The organism is Georgenia sp. H159, assembly GCF_035607575.1.
In the GTDB taxonomy this organism is placed as follows: Bacteria; Actinomycetota; Actinomycetes; order Actinomycetales; family Actinomycetaceae; genus Oceanitalea.
This window is the reverse complement of record NZ_JAYDZY010000006.1, coordinates 55,136-72,762: the sequence shown is the minus strand read 5'-3', so window position 1 is coordinate 72,762 and position 17,627 is coordinate 55,136. Positions and strand designations below refer to the sequence as shown.

Genomic DNA, 17,627 nt, shown 5'->3' with positions numbered 1-17,627 from the left:
CCGCCACCCTACGGCGACGGGGGACTGCTCCCCAGTCGTCGTCACCGTGCGGGCCGTCCACCTCCGGGGCGGTGCCCCACGCGGACGGCGCCGGCGCGGGTGTGGCATGACGGCATGGAGACCCCAGCGAGGATCACGATCAGTCGGGCCGAGGATCTCGTGGCCTACCTGCCCTACCAGCTCGGCTTCCGGCCGCGTGACTCCGTGGTGCTCCTCGGCCTGGGCCCAGGCCGCCGGCTGGGGATGGTGTCGCGGGTGGACCTCGCCGACCTCGGCCACCCGCGGCTGGGTCCCGGCATCGTCCGCGAGATGGCCGCGCTCATGGCCGACGACGGGTCCGCCGACGTGTTCGTCGTCCTCTACAGCGACCTGCCCCGCGGGCAGCTGCACCGTGACCCCGTCGTCCGTTGCGCCCTGGACAACCTCCGGGCCCTGACGGGGTGGTGCGACCCGCCCGGGCCGTGGGTGGTCGGTACGCGCACCTACGGCTGCTGGGGCCTGGACGAGGAGTGTGCCCACGCCACGGGCGCGGTCGCCGAGCTGGAGCAGGGTCCGCTCGCGGCGACCATGGTGCTCCACGGCTTCAGCGTCGCTGCCGACCGCGCCTCGCTGACCGTGCCGCGGGGTACGGATCCGGGACGCCGGCGCACCGCGACCCGCGCCGCGCGGGAGGCCCGTCGCCGCCGCGCGGAGGTGCAGGCACGGTGCGGCGGGGGAGCGGCGAGTCCCGGGGCGGCCTTCGGCGCGGTGGGTGCCGTGCCCGCCGTCGACCAGCAGGAGATGGCGGAGTGGCGGGAGGCCGAGCGGCGCCGGTGGGTGCGGCTGGTCGCGCTCGCCCGGGCGGGCTCCCCCCTGCCCGAGGCCGAGCTCGGGCGACTGGCAGTGGGTCTGGAGGACAACGCGGTTCGTGACGGCGTGCTCTGCTCGTTCGTCCGTGAGCTCCCTCGGCTGCCCGACCCGGCGGCGGCCGCGCAGACGCTCGACCTCGCGATGCTGCCCGGTGGCCCCCCGCCGGAGAGGGACCGGGTCGAGCCGGCCAGCGCAGTGCTGCGCGCACTGGTGGCGTGCACACCCCAGCGCTCGGGTGCCCTCGCGCTCGGGCTCCTCGCCTGGGTCGCCTGGTGGTGCGCCGACGGCGCACGCGCCGACGTCCTCGCCCAGCAGGCGCTGCGGGCCCGACCGGGGACGCGGCTCGCCGAGCTCGTCGACCGCGCGCTGGCCGCCCACCTGCCACCCGGATGGGCCCGCAGCACCGCCGAGGACGCAGCCCGAGGAACGGTCATCCGGTAGCGTCACCCCCAACCGAGCACGGGACGTCCGGCGGGAGCCGGGGGATGGAGCGCTGGATGACGGTCGTCGTTGGCTATCTCGCCACCCCCGAGGGTGAGGCGGCCCTGGAGACCGGCGTCGCCGAGGCCCGCCGGCGCGAGGCGCGTCTCGTGGTCGTCATCTCCCGCCGCTCGCGGCACGAGCAGCACGCCGACGTCGACTCCGAGCTCGACGCCCTGCGGGACCGGCTCGACGACGCCGACGTCGCCTACGACGTGCGTCAGCTCGGCCGGGGCAACGACGTCGCCGCGGACCTCGTCGCGGCCGCGGAGGAGACCGACGCCGAGCTCATCGTCATCGGCCTGCGGCGGCGCTCGCCGGTCGGCAAGCTCATCCTCGGCTCCAACGCACAGCGGATCCTGCTCGACGCCCAGTGCCCGGTCCTCGCCGTCAAGCCCGCCGCGTCACCGAGCGACCAGTCCGGCTTCTGACGCCGCACCCAGGGGGAATGAACCCGCCCGTCGCGCCGTTGTGACGAGTGGCTGAGGCCAGCAGCGCTGATTTCGTGTGCTCCGGGGTCCACAAAGTGGGCCGGCCGGTTATAATTGTAGACAGCGCACCGGTCAGCAGCCGGAACCCACACCCCCTCCGAAAGGCTCTCTGTGTCGTCGCACGCCCGAAACACCTCCAGCCGTACGCACGCTGCGAGCGCCACCACCGGCCCGAGCAGCACCGCGTCGGTCGAGGAGAAGCCGAGCACCCGCAGCACGACCGCCACGAAGCCCAAGGCCAAGGCGGCGGGATCGACCGCCGCGAAGAAGACCTCGCCCGCGAAGAAGCCGGCCACCGAGTCGGCCACGGCCACCACGGCGAAGAAGGAGACCGCGACGAGCACCGCGACGAAGCGCACCCCCGCGAAGACGACCAAGAAGGCGGCGAGCGGCCGTGCGACGGCCGCCAAGGCCGAGCTCAAGGCCGTCCCGGACGTCGCGGACGCCAAGGAGACCGAGGAGGTCGACGCTCCCGAGGTCACCCCTGAGTCCGGCAAGGAGTCCGGCTTCGTCGTCTCGGACAACGACGACGACGACGCCCCGATCCAGCAGGTCGTCACCGCCGGCGCGACCGCCGACCCGGTCAAGGACTACCTCAAGCAGATCGGTAAGGTCGCCCTCCTCAACGCCGAGCAGGAGGTCGAGCTCGCCAAGCGGATCGAGGCAGGCCTGTTCGCCGAGGAGCAGCTGGCCAAGGACGAGGTCAGCGGCAAGCTCAAGCGTGAGCTCGAGTGGATCGCCAACGACGGCCGGCTCGCCAAGAACCACCTCCTCGAGGCCAACCTCCGCCTCGTGGTGTCGCTGGCCAAGCGCTACACCGGCCGCGGCATGCTCTTCCTCGACCTCATCCAGGAGGGCAACCTCGGCCTCATCCGGGCGGTCGAGAAGTTCGACTACACCAAGGGCTACAAGTTCTCCACGTACGCGACGTGGTGGATCCGTCAGGCGATCACCCGCGCGATGGCCGACCAGGCCCGCACCATCCGCATCCCGGTGCACATGGTCGAGGTCATCAACAAGCTCGCGCGGGTGCAGCGTCAGATGCTCCAGGACCTGGGCCGCGAGCCCACCCCGGAGGAGCTGGCCAAGGAGCTGGACATGACGCCCGAGAAGGTCGTCGAGGTCCAGAAGTACGGCCGCGAGCCGATCTCGCTGCACACGCCGCTGGGTGAGGACGGGGACAGCGAGTTCGGTGACCTCATCGAGGACTCCGAGGCGGTCGTCCCGGCGGACGCGGTGAGCTTCACGCTCCTGCAGGAGCAGCTGCACCAGGTGCTCGACACCCTCTCCGAGCGGGAGGCCGGTGTCGTGTCGATGCGCTTCGGCCTCACCGACGGGCAGCCGAAGACCCTCGACGAGATCGGCAAGGTCTACGGGGTCACCCGGGAGCGCATCCGGCAGATAGAGAGCAAGACCATGTCCAAGCTGCGCCACCCCAGCCGTTCGCAGGTGCTGCGCGACTACCTGGACTGACCCCGCCCCCACCCCCACCCCCAGCGCCGAGAGCGGAGTTGTTTCACGAAACAACTCCGCTCTCGGCGTTTGAGGGGGGCGCCGTTGGGGGAGGGGTCGCCTGCTACGCCTTGTCGACCTGGCGGTCGGCGTTGGCGTGGATGGCGTCGCGCACGTACCGGGCCAGGCCCGGCCGGATGTCCTCGTACGTGGCGGTGAACCGCGGGTCGGTGACGTACATGTCGCCGAGGTGGCGGTGGAACTCCGGGGTGAGGTCGTAGAACCGCTCGTGGATCTGCAGCCGGGCCCGCTCGGCGGCGTCCATGGCCTGCGGGCTGGTGGCCGGGAGCCCCGCGTCCATCGCCGCGACGAACGCCGCGTTGACGGCGTCCGACTCCTCCTTGATCTGCTCCCAGTCCGCCTTGGTGTACCGCGAGGTGCGGGCCCGGGACTGCTGCCAGGCGGCCGTGTCGCCCCAGCGCTCGCGCGCCTCCTCGGCGTACTCGTCGCTGAAGCCGTCCCCGAAGAGCTCGCGCTGCTCCGCCTTGCTGAGGTTGACGCCGTTCATCTCTCTCTCCAGTGCTCGGTCGATGGCCGTGACGAGGTGGTGCATCTCGTCCAGCCGGGACATGACCGTGGCGCGTTGCCGCCGCAGGTGGTCCACCAGCGCGGTGCCGTCGGTGAGCAGGTCGGCGATCGCGTCGAGCGGCAGCCCCAGTCGCCGGTAGACGACGACGTTCTGGAGCCGGGTGACGTCCGCCTCGGTGTAGAGGCGGTAGCCCGCGCTCGTGCGCTCGCTCGGGCGCAGCAGCCCGATCTCGTCGTAGTGGTGCAGCGTCCGCACCGTCACGCCGAACTGCCGTGCCACCTGGCCCACCGTGAGCACCGTGAGAACCCCTGCCGTCTCGGTCATGTCGTCCACCGTGCCGCCTCACGCCGCGTGAGGGTCAAGGCCATTGTCGCTCGTCCTCGCCGCCGCGGACGGCCGCTAGTCTCGTGCGGTGACCGAATCCCAGCAGCCCGCGTCCCTCCCCCTCGGCCTGGCGCCGGGCGACCTGGCGACCGCCGCGATGACCGGGCTCCTCACCCTTCCCGACCCGGCGCGCCGCAGCCCGCTCGGCCGGTTCGCGCTCCGGAGCGCTGCCGCCGGCACCGTCGCGGTGGGCACGTGGGTGGCACTGGGGCAGGACGCGCGGTCGGACGTCACCGGCCGAGTCGCGTTCACCGTGGGCGCCGCCGGCCTCATGTACGGTCTGGCCGAGCTCGGCGAGGCGATGGACGGCGCGGTGCACCGCCGGCTTGTGCGGAGCGGCGTACGGCGGCCGCGGGTCGCCATGGCGCTCGCCGGCGTGGGGCTGGCGCTCGCGATGTCCGTCCTCGAGCGACGCGAGGACGACGGCGAGGTGCACGACCATCTCGACGAGCCGGTCCTCGGCGAGCTGCCGGTGCCCGTGCGCGCGCTCATCGGCGCGATCCTCGAGCAGACCGAGGACCACGACTCCCTGCGGCTGCGGGCCCAGCTCGCCGTCGCGGGGGAGGCGCGCTGGGGCGAGGAGCCCGACTCCCACGTCGTCGACCTCGTCGTGCCCGACGACGTCCCGCTCGCCGTCCCCCACGCCTTCACCTTCCCGGTGAGTGCCCGTTTCGTCTCCGCGCGGGGCGTCCCGTGCACGGCACGGCTCATCGTCGCGGACGGGCGCCTGTCCGTGCTGGTCGTCGACGTCGACGACGAGGCGTGGGAGCCCGTCGCCGCTGACTGGGACGCTCAGGGCGGGGACCCCGACCCCCTCGCCGACATCACCGTGCCACGCGTGGAGGACGTCACCTTCGTCACCGAGGGACACTCCTGAGCCGCCGTCACACGTCCTTGCCGTAGGCGAACGACCGCCGGGACTCCCGGTAGCCGAGCGCCGTGTAGAGGTCCAGCGCCCGGTTGGGGTTCTCGACGTCCACGCCGAGGTCGGCGCGCTCGATGCCGTCGGCCTGCAGGGCCCTCATCGTGGCGGCGAGGAGGGCGGAGGCCACGCCCTCGCGCCGCCAGGGCCGGCGCACGCCGAGCAGGTCCGTCCAGCCCGCCGAGTACCCCTGCGCAGCCCAGTCCTGCTCGTACGCCGACGTGAGGCTGTACCCGACGACGTCCTCACCGTCGAGGACGGCGAAGCTCCAGCCCGGGCGGAAGTAGCGGCCTCCCACGCTCTGGCGTTCCCAGTTCTCCCGGTCCCGGGGCTCGCTGCCCCAGTGGTCGGCGAAGGCCTCGTTGTGTGCCAGGCGCATCCGCTCGCTCAGCGCCGGCTCGTAGGGAACCAGCCGCAGGCCCTCGCGCAGCGGCGCCGGGGCTACGTCGTCGTCGAGCGGCCGGGTGAGCTCGAGGTACACCCGCAGCCGGCGGAACCCCGCGCGGTCGAGCAGGCGCTGCGTGGCGGCGAGCCCGTCGTCGACGTGGACGAGCACCCGTCCGGGGCCGGTGGAGCCGGCCGCGGCGATCTTCTCCCGGCCGAGCCGCTCCTGCCAGGACAGCAGCTCGCGGCCGATCCCGCGGCCGCGCCACCGGGGGTGGACCCCACCCCAGCAGAACGCCCGGATGGTGCGCACGTCGCCCGGGAGCACCTGGACGTGCCCGAAGGCGCGGGGGACGCCGTCGTCGTCGACACCCAGGGTGCTGTCGCGCGCCGGGTCCTTCCACGAGCCGTCGAGGAGCTCGTCGTGGAGGTCCTCCTCGGTGTAGCGCTCGGCGGGGTCGTCGACCGCCTCGATGGCCTGCACGAGCCGGTGCCACTCGGGGACGTCCCCGGCGGTGATCGGACGCCAGCGCAGGCCGGCGACGGCGGAGGGGGCTGCGGTCATAGGCGGGAGGGTACGGCGCAGCGGCACCCCGGTCACCCGAATAGACGACGGCGCCGGTGCCCCGTGGGGACACCGGCGCCGTGCGTCGTCGGGGTCAGCGCGCTGTCTCGTCCTCGGTGAGGCGGTGCGTCTCGTCCTGGATGGCGGTCGCGACACCCTCGAGGGCCTCGGCGTGCTTGCGGGCGTGGTGGGCGCAGAAGAGCAGCTCGCCCACGGGCAGCGCCACGCGGACGTACGCCTGGGCGTTGCAGCGGTCGCAGCGGTCCTGTGCGGTCAGGGGGGCGGTCATCGTTGCGTTCACACCTGCATACAACCACGAACCGGACAGAAACTTCCCGCGCTGGGGCCGCCTTTCGCTGCCAGCGGACCGGCGAGCACCCGGCTGTGAGCGCCACCACGCGTCCGTGCCCGCGGCGCTGCTCCCCACCGCGCGCCACCCGGGCGTGATCGCCACCGCGCGCGGGTGGGTTCCGCGGAACGGGGCCGCGGCCTTCGTATGATCACAGGGTGCCTCCCAAGTCGACCGCGTCCCCCGCCCAGTACACCGCCCGTCACCTCTCCGTGCTCGAGGGGCTGGAGGCGGTGCGCAAGCGCCCCGGCATGTACATCGGCTCGACCGACTCGCGCGGGCTCATGCACTGCCTGTGGGAGGTCATCGACAACGCCGTCGACGAGGCACTCGAGGGGCACGGGGACGCCATCGACGTGCTGCTCCACCCGGACGGCTCGGTCGAGGTGCGTGACAACGGACGTGGCATCCCGGTCGACACCGTCGACTCCGTCGGGCTGAGCGGCGTCGAGGTCGTCTTCACCAAGCTCCACGCCGGTGGCAAGTTCGGCAACGGCTCCTACGCCGCGTCCGGCGGGCTCCACGGCGTGGGGGCCTCCGTCGTCAACGCCCTGTCCGCACGGCTGGACGCCGAGGTCGACCGCGGCGGCAAGACCTACCGGATGACCTTCCACCGCGGCGAGCCCGGGACCTACGACGACCGCGGCGGCGCCGGGCCCGACTCCCCGTTCAGGCCCTTCGTCGAGTCCAGCGAGCTCGCCGTCGTCGGGAAGGCGCCGCGGGGGCGCACCGGCACCCGGGTGCGGTACTGGGCCGATCCGCAGATCTTCCCCTCCACCTCCCACTTCTCCTACGACGAGCTCGTCACCCGTGCCCGCCAGACGACCTTCCTCGTGCCCGGGCTGACCATCACCGTCCGCGACGAGCGGCGGATGCCGGGAACCCCCGGTGAGGACGGACCGGTGGAGGAGGTCTTCCGCCACGACGGCGGCGTCGTCGACTTCGCCGAGTTCCTCGCCACCGACCCCGCCATCTCCGACGTGTGGCACCTCACCGGCAGCGGCACCTTCACCGAGACGGTCCAGCACCTCGACTCCTCCGGGCACCTGCGGCCCAAGGAGGTGGAGCGGACCTGCGAGGTCGACATCGCGCTGCGGTGGGGTCAGGGCTACGACACGACGGTCCAGTCCTTCGTCAACATCATCGCGACCCCCAAGGGCGGCAGCCACCTCGCCGGGTTCGAGCAGGGGCTCGTGCGCACCGTGCGCAAGCAGATCGAGGCCAACGCCCGGCGGCTCAAGGTCACCGGCAAGGACCCGAAGATCGAGAAGGACGACGTCCTCGCCGGGCTCACCGCCGTCGTGACGGTCCGGCTGCCCGAGCCGCAGTTCGAGGGGCAGACCAAGGAGATCCTCGGGACCGCGCCGGTGCGCGCCATCGTCGCCGGTGTCGTGGACACGGAGCTCACCGCGATCCTCACGTCGAGCAAGCGGCAGGACAAGGCGGAGGCCGCCTCGGTGCTGGAGAAGGTCGTCGCCGAGATGCGCGCCCGTGTCCAGGCGCGCCTCACCAAGGAGATCTCCCGGCGGAAGAACGCGCTGGAGAGCTCGCGGCTGCCGGCCAAGCTCGCCGACTGCCGCACCGACGACATCGAGACCTCCGAGCTCTTCATCGTCGAGGGTGACAGCGCGCTGGGAACCGCCAAGCTCGCCCGCTCGAGTGAGTTCCAGGCACTGCTGCCGATCCGCGGGAAGATCCTCAACGTCCAGAAGGCCTCGCCGGCCGACATCCTGCGCAACGCCGAGGTGGCCTCCATCATCCAGGTCATCGGAGCGGGCTCGGGCCGCACCTTCGACCTCAACGCCGCGCGCTACGGCAAGGTCATCCTGATGACCGACGCCGACGTCGACGGCGCCCACATCCGGACCCTGCTCCTCACCCTGTTCTTCCGCTACATGCGCCCGCTCGTCGAGGCGGGGCGCGTCTTCGCCGCCGTGCCGCCGCTGCACCGGGTCGAGATCGCCGGCTCCGGCGGGAAGAAGGGCGAGAAGGTCTACACCTACTCCGACGCGGAGCTCGAGCGCCTGCTGCGCAAGCTCGAGCGGCAGGGCAAGCGCTACAAGGAGCCGATCCAGCGGTACAAGGGGCTGGGGGAGATGGACGCGGACCAGCTCGCCGAGACGACCATGGACCCCGCCCACCGCACGCTGCGTCGGGTGAGCATGGCCGACGCCGAGGCGCTGGCCGAGGCCGAGCGCGTCTTCGAGCTCCTCATGGGCAACGACGTCGCCCCGCGCAAGGACTTCATCGTCGCGGGCGCCGCCCAGATCGACCGCGAGCGCATCGACGCCTGAGCCGCGCCCGGATGCCTCCTCCCAGCCGTTTAGGATTCCGCTATGCCCGACCTGCTCCCCGACCGCGCTGCGCCGCCCGCCGAGGCGACCATCCCCGGCGCACATCTCGGCCTCACGTGGCGCCCGCTGACACCCGACGACTCCGACGCCGCCATGGCCCTCGTGGAGCGGTGCGAGACGGTGGACCAGCCCGTGCTGCGCACGAGCCGGGCGCGCGTGGAGGAGATCCTCGCCCGCCCGTCGACCGGGATGAAGGCGGACAGCCTGGGCGGTTTCGACACCGGGAACGAGCTCCGGGCGGCCGCGTTCGTCTACTCGCCCCGCGGTGACGAGACCCACGCCCGCGTGTTCATCGCCGCCTCCATCGACCCGTCCTGGCGGGGCCGGGGCATCGGGCGCGCGCTGCTCACCTGGCAGGACGACCGCGCGAGGCAGATCCTCGCCACGCTGGACCCGGAGCTCCCCGGCCGCATCGCCGCCTACGTCGACGAGCACCTCGAGGACCGCCGCCGGCTCTACGCCGCGGCCGGGTTCAGCCCCAAGCGGACCTTCCGCGAGATGCGGCTGCCGCTCACCGAGGAGCCGCAGGCGGTGGGCGTGCCCGAGGGCTACGAGATCCGGCAGTGGTCGCCGGAGATCGACGGTGCGGTCCGCCGGGCCCACAACGAGGCGTTCCGTGACCACTGGGGCTCCCAGCCCGTCGACGAGGGCACCTGGTCGGCGCAGCTGCGTGACCTCGAGCCGTCCTGGAGCATGGTGGCCGTGCACGTGGACTCCGGCGAGGTCGCCGGCTACGCGCTCACGGCACGGCACGAGCACCAGTGGGAGGCGCTCGGGCACAGCGAGGGGTTCACCGAGCTCCTCGGCGTGCTGCGGGAGCACCGCGGCTCGGGGGTGGCCCGCGCGCTGCTCGTCTCGGTGCTCAGTGCGCTGCACCGCGACGGCGTCGACGTCGCGGCGCTGGACGTCGACATGGAGAACCCCTCGGGGGCCTACCACTTCTACACGCGGATGGGCTACGAGCCCCGGACCGCCCGGATCCTCTACACCATCGAAGTGTGAGGAAGCCCGCCCGGAGCGGCAGGCGGTAGGCCTGGCAGGGACGAGCACGTATCGTCGGACCATGCTCGAGGACTTCGACGACGGCCCGCGCCCGCCCGCGCCCGGCACCGGGGGCGCCGTGGCGGGTGGCCTGGGCGCACTCGAGCTCCCGCACGGGCACGAGCTGCGCTGGCAGTGGCTCACCCTCGCCGAGAACGACGCCCTCGTGGCACTCCTCTCGCGCATCGAGGAGCACGACGACCCGCCCTACCGCACCACCGCGGAGGAGTCCGCCGAGACCTTCGCGCGGGTGAGCGCCGACGTCGGCACCGCGAAGGTGATCGGCATGGACGCCGACGGCGTGCCTCGCGCGTACGCGATCCTGCGTGTGCGTCCCACGGCGGGGACGTGCCGCGCGCTGTGCGACGGGGGCGTCGACCCCGCGTGGCGGCGGAGGGGGATCGGCACCACCCTCCTCGAGTGGCAGCTGCGCGCCGCCCGCGCGATCCTCGACGAGGCCGGGCGCCCCAACGCGTTGGCGGTGGTGCACGTCGAGGACAACATGAGCGACGCGCAGGACATGCTGCGGCTCGCGGGCTTCCTCCCGACGCGCTGGTACACCGAGATGCGCCGCGACCTGTCGCTGGAGCTGCCGGACGTCCGTCCGAAGGGCAAGGTGACGATCGAGCCGTGGGATCCCGCCCTCGACGACGCCGTGCGCCGCGCGCACAACGACGCCTTCAAGGACCAGTGGGGAGGCGAGCTGCACACCCCGGAGACGTGGCTGCAGGGGCGCACCTACTTCGCGCCGGCATGGAGCTTCGTGGCACTGGACCGGACGAGCGACCGGGCCCGGGTGGCTGGCTACCTCATGTCGGGGCGGTACGAGGGCGACTGGGCCGCCCAGGGCTGGAGCGAGGGGTACACCGAGATCCTCGGGGTGCGCGAGGAGTGGCGCGGCATGCGGGTGGCGACGGCACTGCTGGTCCGGGCCATGCGCGCATACGCTGCCGACGGGATGCAGTACGCCGGGCTCGGCGTCGACTCACCGGAGCCCGGTGGGGACTACGGCCTCTTCGGTCAGCTCGGCTTCGAGCCCACCCGCGGCTCGCTGATGTTCACCCGCACCGTCTGAGACAGCACCCCCTCGCCGCGCCGCACCCGGCGCGCCGCCGGGCGCCCAGCGCTGGGTCGCGTGCCGTGAACGGATACAACTCCGCTGTCGGCGCAGGTGATCCCGCTGTCGGCGCGGGTGATCCCGCTGTGGGCGCAGGGGAGGGGTGGTGTCAGCCGATGGCGGCGATGGGGGCCGGGAGCGGCCGGCCCGAGCCGTCGCGCCGCTCGTCGACGTCGGGCAGGTCGACCGGCTGACCGCCGGAGCCCACTGCGCGCAGCGGTTCGAGCCCGACCCACGCGGCGGTCAGCGTGTCCTCGCCGCGCAGGAAGCGGTGTGCGCGCACCCCGCCGGTGGCCCGCCCCTTGCCGGGGAACCGGTCCAGCGGGGTGACCTTGGCGCTGCCCGCCTCGGTGCCCGGCAGGGCGGCGGAGGACCCGGCGACCGTGACGACGAGGCTGCGGGAGACGTCGTCGGGGTCGACGGCGCTGAAGCCGACCACCCGGGCGTCCTCGGGCAGCTTGATGCCGGCCATCCCGCCGGCGCCGCGCCCCTGCGGACGGACGGTGCCGGCAGCGAAGTGGAGGAGGTGCGCCTGGCTGGTGACGAGGACGAGCCGGTGCTCGTCGGGCGCGTGCGCCACGCCGACGACCGCGTCCCCGGGCTTGAGGGAGATGAGCTCCCACGCGTCACGGTTCCCGGGACGGTCGCTCGTCGCGACCCGCTTGACCGTGCCCGCGGCCGTGGCGAGCGCCAGCGGCGGGGCGTCGTCGTCCAGCCGCGTCAGCCCGACGACGCGCTCGCCCGGCTCGAGCTGGACCAGCTCGGCCATCGGCGTGCCGCCGGAGAAGCCGGGTGCGGAGTCCGTCGCGGGGAGCCCCGGGGCGTCGAGCACCGAGAGCTTGACGCACCGGCCGCTGCTGAGCACCACGCCGACGTCGCCGCGGGTGCGGGCCGGGACCGCCGAGGCGATGGCGTCGTGCGCCACCCGTGGCCCCTGGCGCGGTGGTTCGTGGGCTCCGCGGGCGATGAGGCCGGTGCCGGACAGCGCGACCCAGCACGGCTCGTCGGGGATCTCGAGGGGGACGCTCGTGCCGCCCTTGCGGGCGGACGCGGCCGAGCCGGTCGCGGGCCCGCCGGCGTGCTCGAGCAGGACGGTGCGACGGGGAGTGCCGTGCGTGGCGGCGACCTCGGCGAGCTCGTCGCTCACCACCTTCCGGAGCAGGGCCTCGTCGCCGAGGATGGCGCGCAGCTCCTCGATCTCCCGGAGGAGGTCGGCCAGCTCGCCCTCGAGCTCCAGCCGGCTGAACTTCGTCAGCCGGCGCAGTCGCAGCGCGAGGATGTACTCGGCCTGCGGCTCGGAGAGGTCGAAGACCATCATGAGGCGGGTGCGGGCGGCATCGGCGTCGTCGGAGGACCGGATGACGGCGATGACCTCGTCGATGTCCGCGATCGCCCGGATGAGCCCCTCGACGAGGTGCGCACGTTCGGTGCGCCTGTCGAGCCGGTGGCGCGTGCGCCGGCGTACGACCACGAGGCGGTGCTCGACGTACACCGACAGGAGCTCGCGCAGGCCGAGCGTCTGCGGCTGGCCCCCGACGAGCGCGACGTTGTTGATCCCGAAGGACTCCTCCATCGGCGTGTAGCGGTAGAGCTGCTCGAGCACGGCCTCGGGGTTGAACCCGTTCTTGACGTCGATGACGAGCCGCAGCCCGTGGGAGCGGTCGGTGTAGTCGGCGACGTCCGTCACGCCCTGGAGCTTCTTGGCGTCGACCGCCTCCTTGATCTTGACGATCACCCGCTCGGGCCCCACCTGGTAGGGCAGCTCGGTGACGACGATCGCCTTGCGGCGGGCGGTGACGTTCTCCACGTGCGTGGTGGCCCGGGTGCGGAAGGAGCCGCGTCCGGTGGCGTAGGCGTCCCGGACGCCCTCGAGCCCCACGATCTTCCCGCCGGAGGGCAGGTCCGGCCCCGGCACGAAGCGCATGAGCTCCTCGAGCGTCGCGTCCGGCTGGGCGATGAGGTGGCGCGCCGCGGCGATGACCTCGACGAGGTTGTGGGGCGGCATGTTCGTCGCCATCCCGACGGCGATCCCGGAGGCACCGTTGACGAGCAGGTTGGGCATCGCGGATGGCAGCACCGAGGGCTGGGTCAGCTGGTTGTCGTAGTTGGGGACGAAGTCGACGACGTCCTCGTCCAGGTCCGCCGTCATGAGCATGGCGGCCGGCGCCAGCCGGGCCTCGGTGTAGCGGGGCGCCGCCGGCCCGTCGTCGAGCGATCCGAAGTTCCCGTGGCCGTCGACGAGCGGAACCCGCAGCGAGAAGTCCTGGGACAGGCGCACCATGGCGTCGTAGATCGCGGTGTCGCCGTGCGGGTGGAGCTTGCCCATGACCTCGCCGACGACGCGCGCGCACTTGACGTGGCCGCGGTCCGGGCGCAGGCCCATCTCGTCCATCTGGTAGAGGATCCGGCGCTGCACGGGCTTGAGGCCGTCCCGGGCGTCGGGCAGGGCGCGCGAGTAGATGACCGAGTAGGCGTACTCGAGGAACGAGCCCTGCATCTCGCTGGAGACGTCGATGTCGACGACTCGCGACGGCACGGGAGGCGGCGGGGTGCTGCGACGTGGCATGTGCTCCATTCTCACCCCGCCGGGCCGATCGGCCGTGCAGCGGGCGGCGCCGTGTCCCCAGCGGTGACCCGACGGGGCGGGGGCAGGGGGCTGGCCGGGCCGTCGGGGCTCTGGTACGTTCGATGGCACGCCCGATGTAAGCGTTTCCGCACAGTCGCGGACACCGGGGCGGACAGCACAGGACACGACGAGGAGTCTCATGCGACTGTCACGCAGATCACCCGTACGCCCGGCACTGGCCACGCTGGCCGTCGCCGCACTGGCCGTGGCTGGGCTGGCCCCGGCGGCCTCCCTCGCCGTCGCGGACGAACCGGAACCCGGCCAGGTCCTCGACGTCTCGACGATGGAACCGGGCGTGTACGACGCGCCCGTCACCGTCGGCGTCTTCACCGTCACCGCGACGGGGGACAAGACCGTCGAGGTGGACGCCAACGCCAAGACCGGCGCCAACGGCGCCGACTTCACCCAGCGCCTCAAGCTGGGGGGTGCCGGCGAGGCCGACTTCCGGTCCGTCCGGTTCGCCACCCTGGGCGCCGCGACCCTGGACGTGCACGCGCTGAGCTCGAGCTCGAGCTCCGACCGCGCCCTCGCGCTGTACGCCGTCGGGACCGGCGCCGTCGTCGAGGAGGTTCCCGCGTTCGGGGACCCGGGTGACGTCATCCCGACGCAGACCATCGAGGTCCCGGAGGCCGGCGAGTACTACCTCGCCTCCCCGTCCTCCGGCGTCAACATCTACGCCCTGGAGCTGCGGGCCGGGGAGGCTCCGGAGCGGCTGCCGTGGCAGGAGGTCGCCGCGCCGCAGATCGACGGCGTCGCGGTCGACGAGTCCGACCCCTCCCGCCTCGGGGTCGACTACACGGGCGTCGTCGGCGCCGACGGGGGCGACTACGCCAGCGCCACCCTGCTCGACGAGGCCGGTGACGTGGTCGACACCGCGATGAACGCCGCGGCCGGTGGGTCCGGCACGCTCGCGCTGACCCCGCCCGCCTCCGGCAGCTACAGCGTCCAGGTCGCGCTGCACCGGCAGGGCGAGGAGCCGTTGAGCTCCGCGGCCGTCGACGCCCCGGCCTTCACGCTGCCCCTCGGCGCCAGCGAGGTCACCTCGGTGCTCACCAGCGCGGTCACCGGCGGCTCCGCCACGGTCACCGTCGAGTGGACCGAGGTGCTCGAGGCCGAGGCCTACTCGGTGGCCTACCGCGCGGCCGGCGAGGAGGACCTCGTGACCGCCGCCGCCGACGTCACGGGCCTGGAGGCCGAGATCTCCGGGCTGGTGCCCGGGGAGGACTACGAGGTCGTCGTCACCGCCCACCGCGGCGAGGAGACCACGACGTCCGAGCCCTACCCGGTGACGGTGTCCGGCGAGGTGGAGCGCTGGCTGCTCGCCCACGCGGGCGTCGGGTCGGGCGGCTCGGTGACCGAGCTCGAGGACGGCGCACTCCGCTTCGACACGCGCGACCACAACGGCAAGATCGCCGACTCCGAGGACGGCTTCCACTACTACTACACCGAGATCGACCCGGAGACGGAGAACTTCACGCTCTCCGCCACCTTCACCGTCAACGACGCCGAGTCCAAGGACAACCAGTCCGGGTTCGGGGTCGTCGCGGTGGACACGTTCGTCCCCGGAGACGCCTCGGCCCGCTACTTCAACTCCGCCGGCTCGATGGCGGCGAAGTACGTGCGCGACGTCGACGGCACCACCGAGACCCGCTACGGCACCCCCGGCGGCAAGTTCGTCACCGGCTACACCGAGGCGCCCACGGTCTCCTCGCCCGACCGCGACATGTCCACGTCCGAGCCCTTCGACTGGGACTACCGCGACGGCTACACGGAGGGCACGAACGCGAACCCGCCGCGCTTCCAGACCGGTGACGTCTACGAGCTCACCCTGCGCCGCTCCAACACCGGGTTCCACGCGATCTGGCACCGGGACGGCGAGGTGGAGGAGATCATCACCTACGACCCGGACCTGCTGCTCCAGCAGACGGAGGACTCCTTCTACGCCGGCGTGTTCGTCACCCGCAAGATCGACGTGACCGTGAGCGACATCGAGCTCACCACGATCCGTCCGGAGGACGACGAGGAGGCGGTCGACCCGCCGACGACGTACATCGAGCCCACGCTGGGCGCGGACGTCACCCGCACGACCCCGCACCGCTCCCTCGAGGTCCCGCTGGTGAGCAACGTCCACGGCACCGCCGTCGTCACCGACGCCGACGGCGAGCCCGTCGGGGAGCCGGTGACGGTCGCTCCCGGCGCGCGCCCGACCGTCACCGTGCCCCTGTCGCCCGGCGTCAACGAGCTCACCGCCCGGCTCACGCCCGCACCCAGGGAGGAGCAGGACCTCGGTGAGTACGAGGACCTCGCCTCCTACGACGACGTCGAGCTGCCGCTGCGGATCACCGTCGCGAGCTACGGGGAGGCCGGCCAGGCGATCCACGTCGCGCCGGACGGCACGCCCGACGCGGACGGCACCCCGCAGGACCCGCTCGACCTCCACACCGCGGTCGGCTTCGCGCAGCCCGGTCAGCAGGTCGTGCTGGGGGAGGGGACCTACCGGCCCGACCGGGCCGTCGTCATCGAGCGTGGCAACGACGGCACCGCGGTCGCGCCGATCACCCTGATGTCGGCGCCCGGCACCCGGGCGGTGCTCGACCTGTCGGACTCGGAGACCGGCGGCATCCTGCTGCGCGGTGACCACTGGCACCTGTACGACCTCGAGCTCACCGGCTCCCAGGGCTACCACAAGCCGCTGCTCGTGCAGGGGCACCACAACGTCGTCGAGCGCATCGAGTCGCACCACAACGGCGACACCGGCGTGCAGATCTCCGGCAGCTCCGACGAGCCGCCGAGCATGTGGCCCTCGGACAACCTCGTGCTCTCCAGCGTCGCGCACAACAACGCCGACCCGCTGGGCAACGACGCGGACGGCTTCGCGGCCAAGCTCACCGTCGGCGAGGGCAACGTCTTCCGGTACAGCATCGCCCACCACAACATCGACGACGGCTGGGACCTGTACGCGAAGTCGACCGAGGGCCCGATCGGCGTGGTCGTCGTCGAGGACTCCGTCGCCTACCGCAACGGCTGGCTCGAGGCCGACGAGGAGCTCGAGACGGTCGGTGAGGGCAACGGGTTCAAGCTCGGCGGGGAGAGCATGCCCGGGCGGCACCTGCTGCGGAACTCGGTGTCCTACGACAACCTCGCCAAGGGGGTGACGAGCAACTCCGGCCCGGACGTCCGCGTCCACGACGTCACCGCCTACCACAACGGCCAGGTGAGCGAGGAGGACGGCCGGATGAACCTCCAGCTGACGACCGCCGCCCCGACGACCGACTACGAGGTCTCCGGGTTCATCTCCTACCGGGGGCGGCAGGCCGACGACATCGAGCTCAAGGAGCAGGAGGACACCATCACGACCGACGAGAGCAACTACCTCGACGGGCGTGACGTCACCGACGACTGGTTCGTCAGCCTCGACCTGTCGATCGTCCCGCGCATCGCCGAGGACGGCAGCATCGACATGGGCGGGCTGCTCGAGCTGACCGACGCCGCGCCGGCGGACACCGGTGCGCGTCTGGCGGCGAACCCCACGCCTACGCAGATCGAGCTCCTCCCGCCGGTCGGTGCCGGTGACGGGAACGGCGACGGGAACGGCAACGGGAACGGGAACGGGAACGGCAGCGGCAACGGGAACGGGAACGGGAACGGCAACGGGCCGGGCAACGGGAACGGGAACGGCAACGGGCCGGGCAACTGGAACGGACCGGGTGCGGGGAACGGACCGGGTGCAGGGAACGGCCAGGGCACGGCACTGCCGGTCACCGGGGCGCCGGTCCTCGTCCTGGCGGCGGTGGCCGGCCTCCTGATGCTCGGCGGCGTGGGCGTCGGCGTCGTGCACAGGCGGAGCTAGCGCGCAGCGGGGCCGCGCGGGATGCCGCCGGCCCCGCCGCGCGGCCGGCTCCGCCGCGCGGCCGGCTCCTCCGTACCGTGAAGGGTTCGGGTCCCTCCAGGGCCCGAACCCTTCACGTCGTCGCGCCGCCCACGCGCGTCGTCCCGGGCCCGGGTCCGGTCGCCGCGGTGCCGG

11 protein-coding genes and 1 pseudogene are annotated in these 17,627 nt (G+C 72.8%); 8 read left to right on the top strand and 4 right to left on the bottom strand.

The annotated features are described in order from the left end of the window. Nucleotides 1-114: 114 nt before the first annotated feature. From VR894_RS08450 to VR894_RS08440, 3 genes and pseudogenes are all read left to right on the top strand, one after another. The gene (locus VR894_RS08450) at nucleotides 115-1,290 is read left to right on the top strand and encodes a DUF4192 domain-containing protein (RefSeq protein ID WP_324650937.1); all 1,176 of its coding nucleotides are present in this window, start codon (nucleotides 115-117) and stop codon (nucleotides 1,288-1,290) included. 56 nt (nucleotides 1,291-1,346) lie between these two features. Further along, entirely contained in the window at nucleotides 1,347-1,760 is a 414-nt protein-coding gene (locus tag VR894_RS08445) for a universal stress protein (RefSeq protein WP_324650936.1), read from the top strand. Between the two features lie 120 nt (nucleotides 1,761-1,880). Further along, nucleotides 1,881-3,293, top strand: a pseudogene (locus tag VR894_RS08440) (RNA polymerase sigma factor); the annotation flags it as partial. Nucleotides 3,294-3,396: 103 nt separating this feature from the next. On the opposite strand, the gene VR894_RS08435 reads toward VR894_RS08440, so the two are convergent. Further along, on the bottom strand, nucleotides 3,397-4,185 hold the full coding sequence (locus VR894_RS08435; RefSeq protein ID WP_324650934.1) for a MerR family transcriptional regulator: 789 nt from the start codon (nucleotides 4,183-4,185) through the stop codon (nucleotides 3,397-3,399). A gap of 88 nt (nucleotides 4,186-4,273) precedes the next feature. Here VR894_RS08435 and VR894_RS08430 point away from each other — a divergent pair, with 88 nt between their 5' ends. Then, on the top strand, nucleotides 4,274-5,122 hold the full coding sequence (locus VR894_RS08430) for a hypothetical protein (protein WP_324650933.1): 849 nt from the start codon (nucleotides 4,274-4,276) through the stop codon (nucleotides 5,120-5,122). 7 nt (nucleotides 5,123-5,129) lie between these two features. On the opposite strand, the gene VR894_RS08425 is transcribed toward VR894_RS08430, so the two are convergent. Beyond that, nucleotides 5,130-6,116, bottom strand: coding sequence for a GNAT family N-acetyltransferase (locus VR894_RS08425; protein WP_324650932.1), 987 nt, complete (start codon nucleotides 6,114-6,116; stop codon nucleotides 5,130-5,132). A gap of 94 nt (nucleotides 6,117-6,210) precedes the next feature. Beyond that, on the bottom strand, nucleotides 6,211-6,405 hold the full coding sequence (locus tag VR894_RS08420; RefSeq protein ID WP_324650931.1) for a DUF7455 domain-containing protein: 195 nt from the start codon (nucleotides 6,403-6,405) through the stop codon (nucleotides 6,211-6,213). Between the two features lie 218 nt (nucleotides 6,406-6,623). Here VR894_RS08420 and VR894_RS08415 point away from each other — a divergent pair, with 218 nt between their 5' ends. From VR894_RS08415 to VR894_RS08405, 3 genes are all read left to right on the top strand, one after another. Continuing rightward, nucleotides 6,624-8,759, top strand: a complete 2,136-nt coding sequence (locus VR894_RS08415) for a DNA topoisomerase IV subunit B (RefSeq protein WP_324650930.1) — start codon at nucleotides 6,624-6,626, stop codon at nucleotides 8,757-8,759. A 42-nt stretch (nucleotides 8,760-8,801) separates the two neighbouring features. Then, nucleotides 8,802-9,821 carry a GNAT family N-acetyltransferase gene (locus VR894_RS08410; RefSeq protein WP_324650929.1) on the top strand — a complete coding sequence of 340 codons (1,020 nt, stop codon included), beginning with the start codon at nucleotides 8,802-8,804 and terminating at the stop codon, nucleotides 9,819-9,821. A gap of 61 nt (nucleotides 9,822-9,882) precedes the next feature. Beyond that, nucleotides 9,883-10,935 (top strand): GNAT family N-acetyltransferase, encoded by a 1,053-nt coding sequence (locus VR894_RS08405; RefSeq protein WP_324650928.1) that lies wholly within the window; start codon nucleotides 9,883-9,885, stop codon nucleotides 10,933-10,935. 151 nt (nucleotides 10,936-11,086) lie between these two features. Here the strand turns inward: VR894_RS08405 and VR894_RS08400 are convergent, their stop codons facing one another. Next, the gene (locus VR894_RS08400) at nucleotides 11,087-13,543 is read right to left on the bottom strand and encodes a DNA topoisomerase (ATP-hydrolyzing) (RefSeq protein WP_324650927.1); all 2,457 of its coding nucleotides are present in this window, start codon (nucleotides 13,541-13,543) and stop codon (nucleotides 11,087-11,089) included. A 199-nt stretch (nucleotides 13,544-13,742) separates the two neighbouring features. Between VR894_RS08400 and VR894_RS08395 the strand changes: the two genes are divergently transcribed. Then, nucleotides 13,743-17,453 carry a fibronectin type III domain-containing protein gene (locus tag VR894_RS08395; protein ID WP_324650926.1) on the top strand — a complete coding sequence of 1,237 codons (3,711 nt, stop codon included), beginning with the start codon at nucleotides 13,743-13,745 and terminating at the stop codon, nucleotides 17,451-17,453. Nucleotides 17,454-17,627: the final 174 nt, after the last annotated feature.